General features: G+C 70.6%; 11 protein-coding genes and 1 pseudogene. 3 read left to right on the top strand and 9 right to left on the bottom strand.

Annotated features, from left to right (window positions below; genetic code table 11):
• Nucleotides 1-135: 135 nt before the first annotated feature.
• Together ACFV9O_RS15730 and ACFV9O_RS15725 are read left to right on the top strand one after the other, a co-directional pair.
• Entirely contained in the window at nt 136-1,812 is a 1,677-nt protein-coding gene (locus ACFV9O_RS15730; protein ID WP_385417547.1) for an ATP-binding protein, read from the top strand.
• Between the two features lie 41 nt (nt 1,813-1,853).
• Complete coding sequence (locus ACFV9O_RS15725; RefSeq protein ID WP_385417682.1) at nt 1,854-2,531, top strand: response regulator; 678 nt, start codon at nt 1,854-1,856, stop codon at nt 2,529-2,531.
• 67 nt (nt 2,532-2,598) lie between these two features.
• Here the strand turns inward: ACFV9O_RS15725 and ACFV9O_RS15720 are convergent, their stop codons facing one another.
• The 3 genes from ACFV9O_RS15720 to ACFV9O_RS15710 form a co-directional block, all read right to left on the bottom strand.
• Complete coding sequence (locus ACFV9O_RS15720) at nt 2,599-4,191, bottom strand: cation acetate symporter (RefSeq protein ID WP_385417546.1); 1,593 nt, start codon at nt 4,189-4,191, stop codon at nt 2,599-2,601.
• The gene (locus tag ACFV9O_RS15715; RefSeq protein ID WP_385417680.1) at nt 4,188-4,691 is read right to left on the bottom strand and encodes a DUF485 domain-containing protein; all 504 of its coding nucleotides are present in this window, start codon (nt 4,689-4,691) and stop codon (nt 4,188-4,190) included. The genes ACFV9O_RS15720 and ACFV9O_RS15715 overlap by 4 nt, the downstream gene beginning before the upstream one ends.
• 138 nt (nt 4,692-4,829) lie before the next feature.
• Complete coding sequence (locus ACFV9O_RS15710) at nt 4,830-6,947, bottom strand: type IIA DNA topoisomerase subunit B (protein ID WP_385417544.1); 2,118 nt, start codon at nt 6,945-6,947, stop codon at nt 4,830-4,832.
• 450 nt (nt 6,948-7,397) lie between these two features.
• On the opposite strand from ACFV9O_RS15710, the gene ACFV9O_RS15705 reads away from it, so the two are divergent.
• Entirely contained in the window at nt 7,398-7,628 is a 231-nt protein-coding gene (locus ACFV9O_RS15705) for a hypothetical protein (protein WP_385417543.1), read from the top strand.
• Nucleotides 7,629-7,788: 160 nt separating this feature from the next.
• On the opposite strand, the gene ACFV9O_RS15700 is transcribed toward ACFV9O_RS15705, so the two are convergent.
• The 6 genes and pseudogenes from ACFV9O_RS15700 to ACFV9O_RS15675 form a co-directional block, all read right to left on the bottom strand.
• Nucleotides 7,789-8,619, bottom strand: coding sequence for a S1 family serine peptidase (locus ACFV9O_RS15700; RefSeq protein ID WP_385417540.1), 831 nt, complete (start codon nt 8,617-8,619; stop codon nt 7,789-7,791).
• A 191-nt stretch (nt 8,620-8,810) separates the two neighbouring features.
• A complete protein-coding gene (locus tag ACFV9O_RS15695; protein ID WP_385417537.1) occupies nt 8,811-10,379 on the bottom strand; it encodes an RNA polymerase sigma factor in 1,569 nt (522 codons plus the stop codon).
• A 565-nt stretch (nt 10,380-10,944) separates the two neighbouring features.
• Entirely contained in the window at nt 10,945-11,898 is a 954-nt protein-coding gene (locus tag ACFV9O_RS15690; RefSeq protein ID WP_385417535.1) for a FadR/GntR family transcriptional regulator, read from the bottom strand.
• 106 nt (nt 11,899-12,004) lie between these two features.
• The gene (locus ACFV9O_RS15685) at nt 12,005-13,819 is read right to left on the bottom strand and encodes an ATP-binding cassette domain-containing protein (RefSeq protein WP_385417532.1); all 1,815 of its coding nucleotides are present in this window, start codon (nt 13,817-13,819) and stop codon (nt 12,005-12,007) included.
• A 266-nt stretch (nt 13,820-14,085) separates the two neighbouring features.
• Nucleotides 14,086-14,847 carry an NUDIX domain-containing protein gene (locus tag ACFV9O_RS15680; protein ID WP_385417530.1) on the bottom strand — a complete coding sequence of 254 codons (762 nt, stop codon included), beginning with the start codon at nt 14,845-14,847 and terminating at the stop codon, nt 14,086-14,088.
• Nucleotides 14,848-14,954: 107 nt separating this feature from the next.
• A pseudogene (locus tag ACFV9O_RS15675) lies at nt 14,955-16,882 on the bottom strand (glycogen debranching N-terminal domain-containing protein).
• Nucleotides 16,883-16,933: the final 51 nt, after the last annotated feature.

The raw sequence follows: 16,933 nt of genomic DNA, 5'->3' as shown, positions 1-16,933 counted from the left end.
GTACCAGCAGCTTTCGGCGGGCTCGTCCGGACGCGGCAACGGGCTTGCAATTCACGCAAGCGGCTTGCGTGAATTGCGGAGGGCGGTGCGGAGGGATTTCCGGAAGCGTGGCCCGGCCCTCTACCGTGCATATGTATGAGCCCCGCACCGACCGGCCCCGCAGGCGCACCCGCGAGACGGCGGCGGTTCGGCTGGCCGCGGCGGGTCTTCGCACAGGTCCTGCTGATGCAGCTGGCCATCGCCACCGGCGTCACCGTGCTGGCCACCGGCCTCTTCCTGGCCCCGCTGAGCGAACAGCTCGACGACCAGGCGATGCGGCGTGCGCTGGCGATCGCCGAGACGACCGCCTCGCCACGGGTCGCCGAGGACCTCCTCACCTCGCAGCCGTCCGTCCGCGGCCCGGTGCAGCGGGAGGCGGAGCGCATCCGACAGGCCGCGGGCGCCGAGTACGTCGTGGTCATGGACACCCGTGGAGTGCGCTGGTCACACACCGACCCCGGAGAGATCGGACGGGTCGTCTCCACCGACCCCAGCCAGCCGCTCGCCGGCGAGCATGTCATGGAGATCGACAGCGGCACACTCGGCCGCTCCGCCCGCGGCAAGGTCCCGCTCCGCGACGACCAGGGCCGGATCATCGGTGCCGTCTCGGTCGGAATCGAGTACGCCAGCGTCCGCGACCGGCTCCTCGCCGCGATCCCGGGGCTCCTCGCCTACGCGGGCGGCGCCCTGGCCGTCGGTGCCCTCGCCGCGTACATGATCTCCAGGCGGCTCCAGCGGCAGACCCACGACCTGGCGTTCTCCGACATCTCGGCTCTGCTCGCCGAGCGCGAGGCGATGCTGCACGGCATCCGGGAGGGGGTCGTCGCCCTCGACGGGGCCGGCCGGATCCGCCTGATGAACGACGAGGCACAGCGACTCCTCGGCCTGGGGCCCGAGGCCACGGGGCAGCCGCTCGACGAGGTGCTCGGCGCGGGCCGCACGACGGACGTGCTGGCCGGCCGGGTCACCGGCGAGGACCTGGTGACCGTACGCGGCCATCGCGTACTGATCGCCAACCGGATGCCGACCCACGACGGCGGCGCCGTCGCCACGCTCCGCGACCGCACTGAGCTGGAGCAGCTGGGCCGTGAGCTGGACTCCACGCGCGGACTGATCGACGCGCTCCGCGCCCAGGACCATGAGCACGCGAACCGTATGCACACGCTGCTCGGGCTGCTGGAGCTGGAGATGCACGAGGAGGCCGTGGAGTTCGTGACCGAGGTCGTCGGTGTGCACCGGGCCACCGCGGAGCAGGTCACCGAGAAGGTCCACGATCCGCTGCTGGCTTCGCTGCTGGTCGGCAAGGCGGCGGTCGCGGCGGAGCGTGGCGTGTCGCTGCGGATCGCGCCCGGGACGCTGCTGCCGGACCGGCTGGTCGACCCGCGCGGTCTCGTCACGGTCGTCGGCAATCTCGTCGACAACGCACTGGACGCGGCCGCCGGCTCCGACGATCCGCGCATCGAGGTCGAGCTGCGCGGCGAGGGACGCACGGTCGTCCTGCGGGTCTCCGACAGCGGACCCGGCGTCCCGGCCGACCAGCGCGAACTGATCTTCACCGAGGGTTGGTCCACCAAGGAACTCCCCGCGCACGGCAAGCGGGGCCTCGGGCTGGCGCTGGTGCGGCGATTCGCGGAACGGCAGGGCGGCAGCGCCCGGGTGACCGAGGCGGGGGCGGCCGTGGGCGGCGGCGCCGAGTTCACCGTCGTCCTCCCCGAGGCGCTGACCGAGCCGGGGCTGGAGCCGGGACTCGCGACCGTGGGAGAGACACGATGACTGCCCTGCCCGACGCCCACGCCGACGCGCACGCCGACGCGCTGATCAACGTCCTGGTCGTGGACGACGACGTCCGGGTCGCGGAGATCAACGCGGCGTACGTGGCCAAGGTGCCGGGCTTCCGGGTCGTGGCCCTGGCCCACACGGCCGCGGAGGCACTCGCCCGGGTTGCCGAAGTGCCGGTGGATCTGATCCTGCTGGACCACTATCTGCCGGACGACAACGGGCTCTCGGTGGTCCGGGAGCTGCGCCGGCAGGGTCATCAGACCGACGTGATCATGGTGACGGCGGCCCGCGACGTCGCCACCGTCCAGGCGGCGATGCGGCACGGCGCCCTCCAGTACTTGGTGAAGCCCTTCACCTTCGCGGGACTGCGCGCCAAGCTGGAGGCCTACGCCGGGCTCCGCAGGACCCTGGCGGGCGGCGGCGAGGCCGAGCAGGCCGAGGTGGACCGGATCTTCGGCGCCCTCTCCAGCGCCGGCACCCCCGCCCTCCCCAAGGGCCACTCCCCGACCACTGCCGAACTGGTCCGCAAGGTCCTCATGGCCGCCGACGCCCCACTGTCCACCCAGGAGATCGCGGAACGGGCCGGCGTGAGCCGCCAGACCGCCCAGCGCTATCTGAAGCTCCTGGAACGCTCCGGCCGGGTGCGGCTGTCGTTGAGATACGGCGAGACGGGGCGCCCGGAGCACCGGTACACGTGGGCGGCGAGCATCTAGACCCTCCCCCGGCCCCCGTCTCCCGGTCCCGCGTCACTGCGCCCCGTCCCCCCGACGCTTCTCGTTCTCAGACCGCGCCCGCCCCCGTCAGCGCCCGTACCTCCGTCTCGGCGTGCTTCGCCTCGTCCGGCTCCTCGGAGGAGGTGGCCGTGCCGATCCAGCCCGCCAGGAAGCCGAGCGGAATGGAGACGAGCCCCGGGTTCTGCAGTGGGAAGACATGGAAGTCCACGCCGGGGAAGAGGGATTCGGGGCTGCCCGACACCACCGGCGAGAGCAGCACCAGCAGCACCGCGGGGATCAGCCCGCCGTACACCGACCACACGGCGCCGCGCGTCGTGAAGCCGCGCCAGAAGAGCGAGTAGAGCAGCACCGGAAGATTGGCCGAGGCGGCGACCGCGAAGGCCAGGCCCACCAAGAACGCCACATTCAGATCGCGTGCGAGCAGACCGAGGGCGATCGCGGCCGCGCCGATACCGACCGCGGCGACGCGTGCCACGGCGACCTCGCTGCGCTGCTTCGCGTGGCGGCGCTTCAGCGACGCGTACAGATCGTGGGCGACCGAGGCCGAGGAGGCGAGCGTGATCCCCGCGACGACGGCCAGGATCGTCGCGAAGGCCACCGCCGCTACGACGGCGAACAGCACCGTGCCTCCGGTGGAGCCCGCTCCCCCGCCGAGGTCGAACGCGAGCAGCGGAACCGCCGTGTTTCCCGCGGCGTTGGACGCGCGCACCTCGTCCGAGCCGAGGATGGCCGCGGCGCCGAAGCCGAGCACGATCGTCATCAGGTAGAAGCCCCCGATGAGACCGATGGACCAGACGACCGAGCGGCGGGCGGCCCGCGCGGTCGGCACGGTGTAGAAGCGGGACAGGATGTGCGGCAGACCGGCGGTGCCGAGCACCAGCGCGAGTCCGAGACTGATGAAGTCGAGACGCGCGGTCCAGTCCCCGCCGTAGCGCAAGCCGGGCGAGAGGAAGTCCTTGCCGTGGCCGCTCTGTTCGGCAGCGGAGTTGAGCAGCTCGTTGATATTGCCCTGGAAGCGCATGAGGACGAGCACGGTGAGCGCGATCGTGCCCGCCAGCAGCAGCACGGCCTTGACGATCTGGATCCACGTAGTGGCTCGCATCCCTCCCAACGACACATAGATCACCATCAGGGCGCCGACACCGATGACGGTCCACGAGCGCGCGGCCTCGCTCGTCCCGCCCAGGAGCAGCGCCACCAGGCTGCCCGCCCCCACCATCTGTGCGACCAGATAGAGAACGGACACGGTGACCGAGGAAGTTCCCGCCGCGATACGGACCGGCCGTTCGCTCATCCGGGCGGCGACGACATCGGCGAGCGTGAACCGGCCGCAGTTGCGCACGAGTTCGGCTACCAGGAGCAGAACGACCAGCCACGCGACGAGGAAACCGACGGAGTAGAGCATTCCGTCGTAGCCGTACAGCGCGATGAGCCCCGAAATACCGAGGAAGGAGGCCGCCGACATGTAGTCGCCGGCGATGGCGAATCCGTTCTCCATGGGCGAGAACAGCCGACCGCCGGCGTAGAACTCCTCCGCCGAGCCGTGCCGGTTGCGGCTGACCCAGGTGGTGATGGCCAGGGTCACCGCGATGAAGCCGCTGAAGAGCAGCAGGGCGAGGGTCTGGTGGTCGCCGGTCAACGCTCGTTCCCCCGCGCCGTCTCCCCGGCTTCGACCGGTTCCTTGGAGCGGGTCCGGTCGAAGACCGTCCACCGCAGATCGAGTGCGTCACGGTCCCTGCGGAGCCGGGCGTGCCGGGCGTACGCCCAGGTGAGCAGGAAGGTGCTGAGGAACTGCCCGAGCCCCGCCACCATGGCCACGTTCACCGCGCCCGCCACGGGCCTGGCCATCACCCCCGGAGCGGCGATGGCGGCGACGACGTACGCCACGTACCAGACGAAGAAGGCGGCGGTGGCCGGGACGACGAATCGCCGGTAGCGGCTGCGGACTTCCTGGAAGGCCGCACTGCGCTGGACTTCCTGATAGATGTCCGTCGCGCTGTGCCGGGGCTCGCCGCCCGCGGTCTCCGGGGCCGGCGTCGCGGGCACGCCCGTTCCGTCCAGTTCGCCCCAGCCGGAGGCCAGCGCGTCGTACCACGGGTCGTCGAGCCGCACCGCCCCGGCGTCCCGGCCTTCCTGCATCTCCACGCTCAACTCTCCTTGTCAGCGAACCGTTTCGGCCGCTTGCCCAAGGATGGACAGAACGGGGAGATCCAGGACTCTTCTCTTCCCTCGCTTCACCCCATCAGGTGACGGCCGCAACCGCCACCCGGGTTGTCGTCAGGCGTCGATGCGCGAACGGTCGAGCGTCGCGGCGGAGCTGGTGATGAACTCCTTGCGCGGGGCGACCTCATTGCCCATCAGGAGATCGAAGACCTGCTCCGCGGCCTCCAGATCGCCGATGTTGATCCGGCGCAGCGTGCGGTGCCGCGGGTCCATCGTGGTCTCCGCCAGCTGGTCGGCGTCCATCTCGCCGAGGCCCTTGTAGCGCTGGATGGAGTCCTTGAAGCGGATGCCCTTGCGCTGGAACTCCAGCAGCGTGGAGCGCAGCTCGTTGTCCGAGTACGTGTACACGTACTTGTCCTGGCCCTTCTTGGGCTGGACGAGCTCGATCCGGTGCAGCGGCGGGACGGCGGCGAAGACCCGGCCCGCCTCGACCATGGGGCGCATGTACCGCTGGAAGAGCGTGAGCAGCAGACAGCGGATGTGCGCGCCGTCGACATCGGCGTCGACGAGGAGGACGATCTTGCCGTACCGGGCGGCGTCGATGTCGAAGGTCCGGCCCGAGCCTGCTCCTATGACCTGGATGATCGCTCCGCACTCGGCGTTCTTGAGCATGTCCGAGATCGAGGACTTCTGAACGTTGAGGATCTTGCCGCGGATCGGGAGCAGCGCCTGGAACTCGGAATTCCGGGCGAGCTTGGCCGTACCGAGCGCGGAGTCACCCTCGACAATGAAGAGTTCGCTGCGCTCGACGTCGTCGCTGCGGCAGTCGGCGAGCTTCGCGGGCAGGGACGAGGTCTCCAGGGCCGTCTTCCGGCGCTGCGCCTCCTTGTGCTGGCGCGCCGCGATACGCGTGCGGGCGGCGGCCACGGCCTTCTCCAGGACGGCCCGGGCCTGCGCCTTGGTGTCCTTCTTGACCGACGTGAGGAACGCCTTGAGCTCCTTGGCGACGACGTTGGCCACGATGCGGTTGGCCGCGGAGGTGCCGAGGACCTCCTTGGTCTGGCCCTCGAACTGCGGCTCGGCGAGCCGGACGGTCACGACGGCGGTGAGACCTTCGAGGGCGTCGTCCTTGACGATGTCGTCCTCGGCGACGCGCAGCAGCTTCGTGGAGCGGAGCACCTCGTTGACCGTCTTCGTGAGGGATCGCTCGAAGCCGGTGACGTGGGTACCGCCCTTGGGCGTGGCGATGATGTTGACGAACGACCTGACCATCGTGTCGTAGCCGGTGCCCCAGCGCAGTGCGATGTCGACGGCGAGATCGCGCGTGACCTCGGTCGGCGTCATGTGGCCGCGGTCGTCGAGGACCGGGACGGTCTCCTTGAAGGTGCCGTGGCCGGTGAGGCGCTGGACGTCGCAGACGGCCTTGTCCTGGGCGAGGTACTCGCAGAACTCGCTGATGCCGCCGTCGAAGCGGAAGATCTCCTCCGACTTGCCCTCGCCCTCGAGATCGCGCTCGTCGCGGACGACGATCGTGAGGCCGGGGACGAGGAAGGCGGTCTGGCGGGCGCGCTGGTGGAGCGTCTCCAGGGAGAGCTTGGCGTCCTTGAGGAAGATCTGGCGGTCCGCCCAGTAGCGCACGCGGGTGCCGGTGCGGGTCTTGGGCACCCGCTTGCCCTTGATCAGCCCGTTGGCCGGGTCGAAGGGGGCGTCGGGGCCGGACTCGGTGAAGATGCCGGGGACACCGCGGCGGAAGCTGATCGAGTGCGTGGCACTGTTGCGGTCGACCTCGACGTCGAGGCGGGCCGAGAGGGCGTTCACGACGGAGGCGCCCACGCCGTGCAGACCGCCGGAGGCCGCGTACGAACCGCCGCCGAACTTTCCGCCGGCGTGCAGCTTGGTCATGACGACCTCGATGCCGGACAGTCCGGTCTTGGGCTCGACGTCGACGGGGATGCCCCGTCCGTTGTCCCGGACCTCGACGGAGCCGTCGTCGTGGAGGATCACCTCGATGTGGTCGCAGTAGCCCCCGAGGGCTTCGTCGACGGAGTTGTCGATGATCTCCCAGAGGCAGTGCATCAGGCCGCGGCTGTCGGTCGACCCGATGTACATGCCGGGCCGCTTGCGGACCGCCTCGAGCCCTTCGAGAACCAGCAAGTGCCGCGCGGTGTAGTTGGAACCGTCACGGTCTGCGGTCAGCAGCGCACTGGACGGCACGGACGTTTCGGCGGTCACGCGGTTCGCTCCTCGCTGAATTTGAATCTGGCCCCTGTGGGGTAAAGGCCCCGGCGTCGGTCGCCGGTCAGAGGGTACCGAGGCTTGGTAGAGCCGATGTAACGCCACCCTCGTGATTCCTCATGCTAGTCCAGAGTCGCATACACGTTCGATCCCTCGATGGAGTGAAGCGCACATCACGTTCCCTTCCGGGCATGAACCATTTAGGCTCCGGGCACGTCCTCATGAACAACCGGCAACCCAGCCGGGAGGACTGAACGAGACAAGCAAGCCCAGCAAGCCAAGCGAAACCGTAAAGCGAAGCAGCGATACGGCACATTCGCCGCCAACCGGCAGCAGACAGCCACCTTGACGAAGAAGTTTCAAGGAAAAGGCCCGGGCGGGAACGTTTTCGGCCTGGTTGGATGTTGACCCTGGTACGACAGCTCGTCGAGCTAGAGAAGAGGCGACGTGACTACTGTTCTGACCCCCGCGAGCCCGCTGACGGCCGCTGACCGCTGCGACCGCTGCGGCGCCCAGGCGTACCTGCGCGTCGTCCTGACAAGCGGCGGTGAGCTGCTCTTCTGTGCCCACCACGGGCGCAAGTTCGAGCCGGAACTCAAGAAGATCGCCGCGGAGATACTGGATGAGACCGACCGGCTGACCGCCGTTCCGGCAAGCACCGGCGACGACGAACGCTGACTCTCGCGTCCGACGACGAGCCAAGGGCCGGTCCAGGACCGGCCGATGGGCGGCCGCCCCTCCCACCGGGGCGACCGCCCGTTCTCATAACCCTTTGCGCTCGCTCGATCACCGTACGCGCTGGAGCAATTGGCACAGCGGATGACCAACTACCCGGCTCTCACAGCAGATCGGCCGCCGAGCGCAGCACCGCCGAGATCCGGGTGTACACCCCGGGGCTCTCCGCCCGTCCGCAGCCGCTGCCCCAGGAGACCAGGCCGATCAGCCGGCCGCCCGCCACCAGTGGCCCTCCGCTGTCCCCCTGGCACGCATCGTGCCCACCTCGCTCGTCTCCCGCGCAGAGCATCGTGGACGGTTCGTAGCGGCCGACCGCGCCCCCCGGGTATGCCTGAGCGCACGCCTCGTCCGGCAGCACCCGCACGGGTGCGACGCGCAGCGCGTGCGCGTAGGTGCCGACCCCGGTCGTGTCGCCCCATCCGTAGACCTCGGCGGAGGTGCCGGCTTTGTACGCCGGGTCTCCGTCGCCCGCAGTCCTGATCACATGGCCGGCCGGCAGCGCGCTCGCCAGCGTCAGTACGGCCACATCGGTGGTGTTGGTGTGCGGGTCGTACGCGGGCGCGACCCGTGCCTCCCGTACGGGAATCTCCTGGCCTTCCGCTCCGCGCAGTTCCTCCCGGCCCGCGATGACGCGCAGATCGCGGACCTCCTTCACGGCCGTCCCCAGCACTTCGCGACTGAGGCAGTGAGCGGCGGTGAGCACCTTGGTCGGCGCCACGACGACTCCGCCGCAGAACTGCCCGGCCCGCATACCTCCGAACCGGTCACGGCTGGACAGGGCGACGACCCAGGGGCTGTCCACGGACCGCGCCGGGCGGCCGCCGATGACCACACTGTCGGCGGATGCGGGAGCCGGGTGGGCGAGTGGCACCAGGACCGCTGCAGCCGCCAGGGCCATGGGTCCTGCCAGTGCTCGGGCGATGGGGCGACTCATACAGATCTCCTGACTCTCCGGTGGACTCCGTCCACTCAGAGTCAGTCAGCCCACGTCGGCCCGCACCCGCTGCACGACGACCGAAGCCCACTGCACGACGCCGCCCTGCCTGCCGCACGACGACCGAGGGCCCGGCTCCCTCATGGGAACCGGGCCCTCGGTCACGCGGCTGTCCTGCGCAGTGCGCAGACTCAGTCGAGGTAGTCCCGCAGCACCTGCGAACGGGACGGGTGGCGCAGCTTCGACATCGTCTTCGACTCGATCTGGCGGATCCGCTCACGCGTCACGCCGTAGACCTTGCCGATCTCGTCGAGCGTCTTCGGCTGACCGTCGGTGAGGCCGAAGCGCATGGAGACCACGCCCGCCTCACGCTCCGACAGGGTGTCGAGCACCGAGTGAAGCTGCTCCTGGAGGAGCGTGAAGCTGACCGCGTCGGCCGGGACGACCGCCTCGGAGTCCTCGATCAGGTCACCGAACTCGCTGTCACCGTCCTCACCCAGCGGGGTGTGGAGGGAGATCGGCTCGCGACCGTACTTCTGGACCTCGATGACCTTCTCGGGGGTCATGTCGAGCTCCTTGGCCAGCTCCTCCGGGGTGGGCTCGCGGCCCAGGTCCTGGAGCATCTGGCGCTGCACACGCGCGAGCTTGTTGATGACCTCGACCATGTGCACCGGGATACGGATGGTGCGGGCCTGGTCGGCCATGGCGCGGGTGATCGCCTGACGGATCCACCAGGTGGCGTACGTGGAGAACTTGTAGCCCTTGGTGTAGTCGAACTTCTCGACGGCGCGGATCAGACCGAGGTTGCCCTCCTGGATCAGGTCCAGGAAGAGCATGCCGCGGCCGGTGTAGCGCTTGGCCAGCGAGACGACCAGTCGGAGGTTGGCCTCCAGCAGGTGGTTCTTGGCGCGGCGACCGTCCTCGGCGATGATCTCCAGCTCGCGCTTGAGCTTCGGGGCGAGCTTGTCGGAGTTCGCCAGCTTGTCCTCGGCGAACAGTCCCGCCTCGATGCGCTTGGCCAGCTCGACCTCCTGCTCGGCGTTGAGCAGGGGGACCTTGCCGATCTGCTTGAGGTAGTCCTTGACCGGGTCGGCGGTGGCACCGGCCGCGGCGACCTGCTGTGCGGGAGCGTCGTCCTCGTCCTCGTCGGAGAGTACGAAGCCCGCGCTCTCGGCACCCTCGGGCTCGTCGGCGCCGGCCTTGCCGGGCTGCGCCTCCTCGAGGACCTCGTCACCCTCGATCAGCTCGTCGCTGTCCTTCTTGGCGGCCGTGGTCTTCTTCGCGGCCGTCGTCTTCTTCGCGGCGGTCTTCTTGGCCGCCGTCTTCTTGGCCGCGGTCTTCTTCGCGGCCACCTTCTTCTCGGGCGCTGCGGTCTCGTCGGACGTGGCCGCCGCGATCTCCTCGGACGTGACCGCCGGTGCCGCGGTGGCGGCCGCGACGGTCTTCGTCGTGGTCGTCTTGGCCGCGACGGTCTTGGTGGCGGTGCGCTTTGCCGGGCTCTTAGCTGCGACGCTCTTGCGGGTGCGCTTGGGCGACTCCGCGGCACTGACCATCAGCGTCACACCCTCTTCCTCGAGGATCTGGTTGAGGCTGCGCAGAACATTCTTCCACTGGGTTGGCGGAATTTGGTCAGCCTCGAAGGCCCGACGCACGTCATCGCCGGCAATCTGCCCATCAGCCTTTCCCCGCTCGATGAGCGCCATCACAGACTCGGACTCGGCGATCTCCGGCGGGAGCGTACGGGATGTGCTGGCCGACACGAACAACCTCTCGGAACGATGGAAAACGGCTTCCGGCCCCGCCCATGATCGGGCCGGAGCCGACGACCGCCGGTTGGGGATGTACCGACGGCGCGGGCTGAACCTCAGAGCTGGACAGCGCCGTGAACGGCGTCTGTATTCCCTTCTGCGGCTGTCACCTCTTAGGTCATCGCACTGTTTCGAGGAGTGTTACGCCCAATCCGCGTGGCCCGAGTCACACCTCATTTGCGACAAAACGACCAGATGGGAAGTTCACTCCGCAATCGCCTCGACGATTGCCTACCCAGCCGCCACTGCCCTACACCGTCCGGGCGATCCTGCACGACGCTTCGCGCGGCCTGCACACGGGGCTTCGTACGGCGTCCGGACGGGTTCCGTACGGCGTCTGGACGCCGATTCCGTACGGAGTTCCGCATGGAACGTTCCGCACGACACTTCGAACAGCGCTCCGCATGGCGATTCGTACGGCTGTCCGCTGGAACGTTTCCATGATCGTGTCGCCGGACCCCTGAGGTCCGGCGACACACGATGGGTACGCCCTGGAACGCCCCGGCCGCGTCAGCGATCAGTGCTCGCGCGGAGCGGGCACGACGCGCTCGACCTCCGGGTGGACGGTGAGAAGTTGACGCATGGCCGTCTCGGCGCTGTTCGCGTCGCCCGAGGCAAGGGCGTCGACGATGCGAGCGTGGTGCGTCAGGGACGGCTCGGAGGCGCGGTCGCATCCGGCGGCGGGGCCACCCGACACCTGGAGGGCGGCGCCGACGATCCCGGACAGGTGCTCCAGCATGCGGTTGCCGGCGACCTGGATCAGGAGGGAGTGGAACTCGGCGTCGGCACGCGCGAAGGTGATGCCATCACCCTGAGTGAGCGCGTGACCCATGATCTCCACCATGTCGCCGAGGCGCTGCTGCACGTCCTCCCGGCCGTGTCCGGCGGCGAGACGGGCGGCGAGCGGCTCGATCGTCCAGCGGAGCTCGGTGAGCTCGCGGCGCTGGTCGTCGCGCTGCGGGCCGAAGGCGCGCCACTCGATGATGTCGGGGTCCAGCAGATTCCAGTCGCTGACGGGACGGACCCGGGTGCCCACGTTCGGGCGGGCACTGACGAGGCCCTTGGCCTCGAGGACGCGGAGCGACTCGCGGACGACGGTCCGGGAGACCTCGAAGCGCTGGCCGATCTCCTCGGGTACGAGCGGACGGTCGGCCCCGAGGTCGCCGGAGACGATCATCTGCCCCAGCTGCTGGACGAGTTGGCCGTGGAGGCCGCGGCCCCGGCTGCCCGCCGCGCGGCGGCCGGCCGCCCGGCCGAGATCGGCGTCCGAGGTGTCCCAGGCCGGGGGGCCGACACGGTCCACGCGGTCGACGCCGGGCACCTCCGGGTAGGGGTATCGGTCGAGATCGCCCGGGCCGGCGAGGCCGGACTCGGCGGGGCGGGCGGCGGTCATCATGGTGTGCGCAAGGGTACTCACGCATCCTTTGTCGGCGTGCCCCTCTCGACCCTTGAGGTCTTTGGTGAAAAGCACACGAAAGGGTGATCGCCGCCCACTCCACAATTGACGACTTATCAGGAAGAAACGGTCATTCGCCGGGGAGCTGCGTGGCGCTCATTGCTTTCACGGGCCCTTTCTGTCACCAACGGACCCTCCCGCGAAGGCCGGTGAGCAAATACCCGCAGAGCAGCGCGCACAGCGACAACGCCAGTGCCGCGCCCACAGGTTGAGCGAGCACGCGCAGACCTGCGAGCAACCAGCGGTCCATCTCGTACGGCCACTGCAGCCAGGCCAGCTCGCGCAAACGGCCCGGAAGTCCGGCGATCGAACGCGCGGACGGCCCTGCGAGTGCCTTCTGCACCAGTGGTACGACCAGCACGGGTACGGCGAGCACGGCCGCCACTCCCGCAGCAGTGAACCGGAAGATCCCGGCGGCGAGCAGGCCCGACCAGGCACAGCCGACCACCAGGCCCGACCAACTCGCCGAAAGTGCCCCCCAGTTTTCCGGGACGGACGCCAAGTCGCGTCCGTAGGCGAGGCCGAGTACCTGCCAGTTCAGTACGGCGACGAGAAACCCGAGCACAAGCGCGGCCGCTGCCGTCACCGCGAGCTTCGCAAGCAGCAGCCCGAGGCGGCGCGGGACGGTCCCGCGACCGGACGCGAGGGCGGGGTAGCGGAACTCGTTGCCGAAGGAGAGGGCGCCGAGCAGTCCTGCCCCGAGGGCGGCGGGCGGCAGCGGCAGCACCCTGGGCCAGGCGGCGAGGAGGCCCGGGAGCGGGGTGCCGCCGGTGTGGGCGAGCAGCGCCGAGAGGCCGGCGGAGACGACAAGAACGGCCGCCACGAGCAGATGGGTTGTCGGGACGCCGATGAGGCGGCGGAGCTCGTAACGCACGGGCTGGAGAGGCGTGCGCATCGGGCGGACGAGGAGCGGAGGCGACGACCTCCTGGCCTCTGCGGCCGGGGGAGGAGTGGAGGTGGGGACGACGGGGGTGTCCGGGACGGGCCTCGGCGCGGGGGCAAGGGTGGGAGTGGGGGCGGTTGAGGAGGCGGTGGTGGGAGTGGGGGCGGGAGGGGGCGGGGGCGCGGTGTCGCCGATCTCGTCGGCGAGCTGGTGGATGAGGACGCCGTGCCGGTATGCGGTGTCGCCGATCTCGGCGCAGCTGCTGCCGAAGACGAAGAGTCGGTTGCCATCTTCGGTGACCACTTCGACGGAGCGCTGCGCTGCCCGGGCTTCGCGGCTCACCACGGCGGCGAGCCGCGCGGCGTGCGGGGTACGCACCACGACGCGCGGCCGCAACCGCGTGCGGGCGAATGCGGCGATGTCCTGGTCGGCGACCAGGCGCCCTCCGTCGACGGTGACGACGCGATCGGCGGTCCGGGCCGCCTCCTTGGGGTCCTCGGTGGTGTACAGGACTGTGCCGCCCTGCGCCGCATGGGCACGCAGCAGCCCGAACAGCCAGCTGCTCTCCCGCGGGGACAACCCTTTGGCCGGATCGTCGAGCAGCAGCGTGTGCGGATCCCCCAACAGGGCGCAGGCCACGCCGAGTCTGCGGTCCATACCGAGGGAAAGGCTGCCGAGCCGGGCGTCCCGCAGGGCGCCGATCCCGACGACCTCCAGCATGTCGTCGGCGCGCGATGCAGGCACTCCTGCGGCGGCGCAGAGCATTCGGAGCTGGCCGCGCACTGTACGGGCCGGATGCCCGGGCACATCGCCGAGCAGCACCCCCACCTCACGCGCGGGGTGTGCGATGCGGTGCAGGGGGCGACCTCGGAAGTAGGCGACCCCGCGGCCCGCTTCGAGTTCGAGCATCAGACGCAGGGCCGTCGTCTTGCCGGAGCCCCGCACGCCCAGCAGTGCGGTGACGGTGCCGGGCAGCGCCTCGAAGGTCAGGTCGTCCACGGCGGGCGGGGCGCCCTGGCGCGGGATGCTGGTGAGTCCGATGGCCTGGAGCATCGCTTCTCTCGCGGGAGGTGAGACCGCTGAGCGGGCAGGGCGGGTACGCGGTCGCATGCGGGTACCGCAGAAAGATAACGCGACATTTCCGACTTTTAGGGCAAGACGGCCCGGGTGGTGGGCAGGCCAACCGCGCACGGTCCCTGTCGGACGCCCCAGCCGCACGACCTCGCCCCACGACGCCGGCATACGTCGGCGCACGTCCAACCGCGATCCCGCAGCAATCCGACAGCGAACCGATGACGATCCGGCGGAGACCCGCCGCCTCAGACCTCGGGCCGCAGCATGGGCGGGTTGAGCAGCGTCGCGCCACCGGCCCGGAACAACTGGGCAGGGCGACCGCCCTGGCGGGTCGTCGTCCCGCCCGCGGGCACCAGGAAGCCCGGCGTCCCGGTCACCTTCCGATGGAAGTTCCGGGGGTCCAGGGCGACACCCCACACCGCCTCGTACACCCGCCTCAGCTCGCCCACCGTGAACTCGGGCGGGCAGAACGCCGTCGCCAGCGACGAGTACTCGATCTTGGACCTGGCACGCTCCACACCGTCCGCCAGGATCTGCGCATGGTCGAAGGCGAGCGGCGCGGGCGGCTCACCTTCGCGTCCGCCGTGCTCCTGGTTCAGCAGCGACTCGACGGGAGCCCAGCGCGCACTGTTCGCGTCGCCGCCGGCGCGAGGCGACGGCAGATCCGGTGAGAGCGCGAGATGGGCGACGCTCACCACCCGCATCCGGGGGTCGCGCTTCGGGTCGCCGTAGGTGGCCAGCTGCTCCAGGTGGGCACCGTTGTCCGGCTCGGGCGAACCGGGGTCGTGCACACACAGCCCCGTCTCCTCGACGAGCTCCCGCGCCGCTGCCGCCGCCAAGTCCTCATCGGCCCGTACGAATCCTCCGGGCAGCGCCCAGCGGCCCTGGAACGGCGGCTCCCCGCGGCGTACGACCAGGGCGCAGAGCGCGTGGCGACGCACGGTGAGCACGACCAGGTCGACGGTGACTGCGAAGGGCGGAAAGGCCGACGGGTCGTAGGGCGACATGCCGCGATCATAGTCGTCTTCCTGACGATAAACACTCCCTTCGTGATCGGTAGCGATGACTTCTTCCCGCACCCCGTGCCCTGTTCGGATCGTCGTGGCCATCCCCCTCATGCTCTCCCTCCGACTCCCAACTGAAGTCCGTCGGCGGCTTCCTCGACCATGCCGAGCCCGAGTCTGCTGACCCGTACGGAGAAGGGCTCCCCGGCGACCCGCAGCCCGGAGAACTGAACGGCACCGAGCGGAGCGGAGCGCATCGGGTGCAGCGCGACCGTGCCGGCCGGTGCGTCGGGGCGGATGCCGACGAGGGCGGTCAGCAACTGGATCCCCGCAGCGGCGGACACCGCCGCCGGACGGCAGGCCGCTGGGTGCGGAACGGGCACGGCACCGGCGGTCCGCTGCTCCCCGCGTACATCTCCGGGAGCCGGTACCCGAAAAACTCAGCCGCGTCGAGGACACCGCGGAGCAGGGAACTCGCCTCTCTCTCGTATCCGGCGGCCGCCAGACCCGCGACGGCCACGCCCGTCTCGTGCACCCGCACCGCTCCCGAGCGGTGTCCGAACGGATTGTGTCCGGGCTCCTTGGCGTCCAGACTGCGCAGCCCCCAGCCGGAGTCCAGGCCGGGGCCGCCGAGCAGTCTCGCCACCTTTTCCGTCTGTACGTGGTCGAGCAGTCCGAGGGCTTGCCGGCCGCCGCCTTGCAAGCCCGTGTCCAGGAGGTGCACCGCTGCGCCGCCCAGGTGGAGCACGGGCCTGCCGCCGCGGGTGCGGGCCGCCGCCGGCCGCCCGCCACTGCGGTCGTCCAGCCAGAACCCCTCACGGAAGCTTCGGCGCAGTCTGCTCGCCCACTCCCGCCACCACCCGGCTCCCGGCCGCCCGCATGCTTCCAGGACATCCGCTCCCAGCAACGCGGCACGATGCGCGTGCGCCTGCGTCTCGGCGCGCTCGACGGCGGCGGGGCCCGGCTCGCGCAGCAGCCCGTCGTCGCCGGCGGCCTCGCGCAGCCAGGCCAGACAGCGCTCCGCCACCGGCAGCAGTTCCTCCAGCTCCCGCTCGGGCAGCCCCCAGCGCCACGCCTCGGCGAGGACTGCCGGGAAGGCGAGCGTCGCTTCGATTCCTGTGCAGCCTGGGGGAAGGTGCGGGCCCACGTCCCGCAGGGGTCCGGGGATACGGCCGCAGTCAGGTCCCGTGCCGCCGATCTGGCTGCGGGCGAGCGTGCGCAGAGTGGCCGCCGCGAGTCGCGTGCCGGCCGGCAGCGCCATGCGCACCGCCCAGAGCGCCTCGGCGGGTGCGAGCCCGCAGCGCCAGGGCGCACCGGCGGCCGGATACACGTCCAGGGGCTGGTCACGGTCGCGCAGCAACAGCGCGCCGAGGTCGGCGAGGCATGCCTGGAGCAGGCTCGCCACGCGCGGATCGTCGCTCTCGGCCCGCGCATCCGCCAGGGGACTCCCTCCGGTGCTGCCGGACGGTCCGGCGGGCCGGCCGGCGCCGCCGACCCGGAGCTCGATGGTCCGGCTCTCTCCGGGCGCCAGCTCGAAATCCCAGCGCAGCAGCCCCGCGGAGGCCAGGGCGTCCGCCGGTGGCGGGACCGCGGTGACGGAGGTGTGGTGGCCACCGGGCGCGGACCAGCGCAGGCCCGAGGCGTGGACGCCGGCGGGCAGCTCGGGTCCGGCGCGGCCCGCCGCCACCGCGCCCAGGTCGGCGAGATCGGTGCCGAGCGAAAGCTCGACGGGGAACCGGAGGGTGCGGCCGGACCAGCTGCGCAGCGTGATCCGCTCGGTGCCGTCGGCGTCCCTCGACCGCTCGACGCCGATCTCGGGGTCGGGTCCGGCGTCGGCGGGGGTACGTGCCAGGGCGAAGAACACGGCCCTGTCCGCCGAGACCAACCTCCCCTGGACGACGACCGGTTCGGTCCCTGCGATCCGCAACCGGCTGCGGGAGAGGAGTCTGCGGCCCGAGCGGTAGACACCCTCGAGGCCCAGTCCGGTGAGCTGACCGTGCTCCGCCGACACGGCCAGGCTCGGCAGCGCGACACACATGAGCGTGTGGTGCAGCGGAGGCGGAGCCATGGGCCGCCTCGTGCCGGGTGG

This window comes from Streptomyces sp. NPDC059909, from assembly GCF_042730885.1.
Taxonomy (GTDB): Bacteria; Actinomycetota; Actinomycetes; order Streptomycetales; family Streptomycetaceae; genus Streptomyces.
This window is presented reverse-complemented; position numbering and strand designations above follow the sequence as displayed.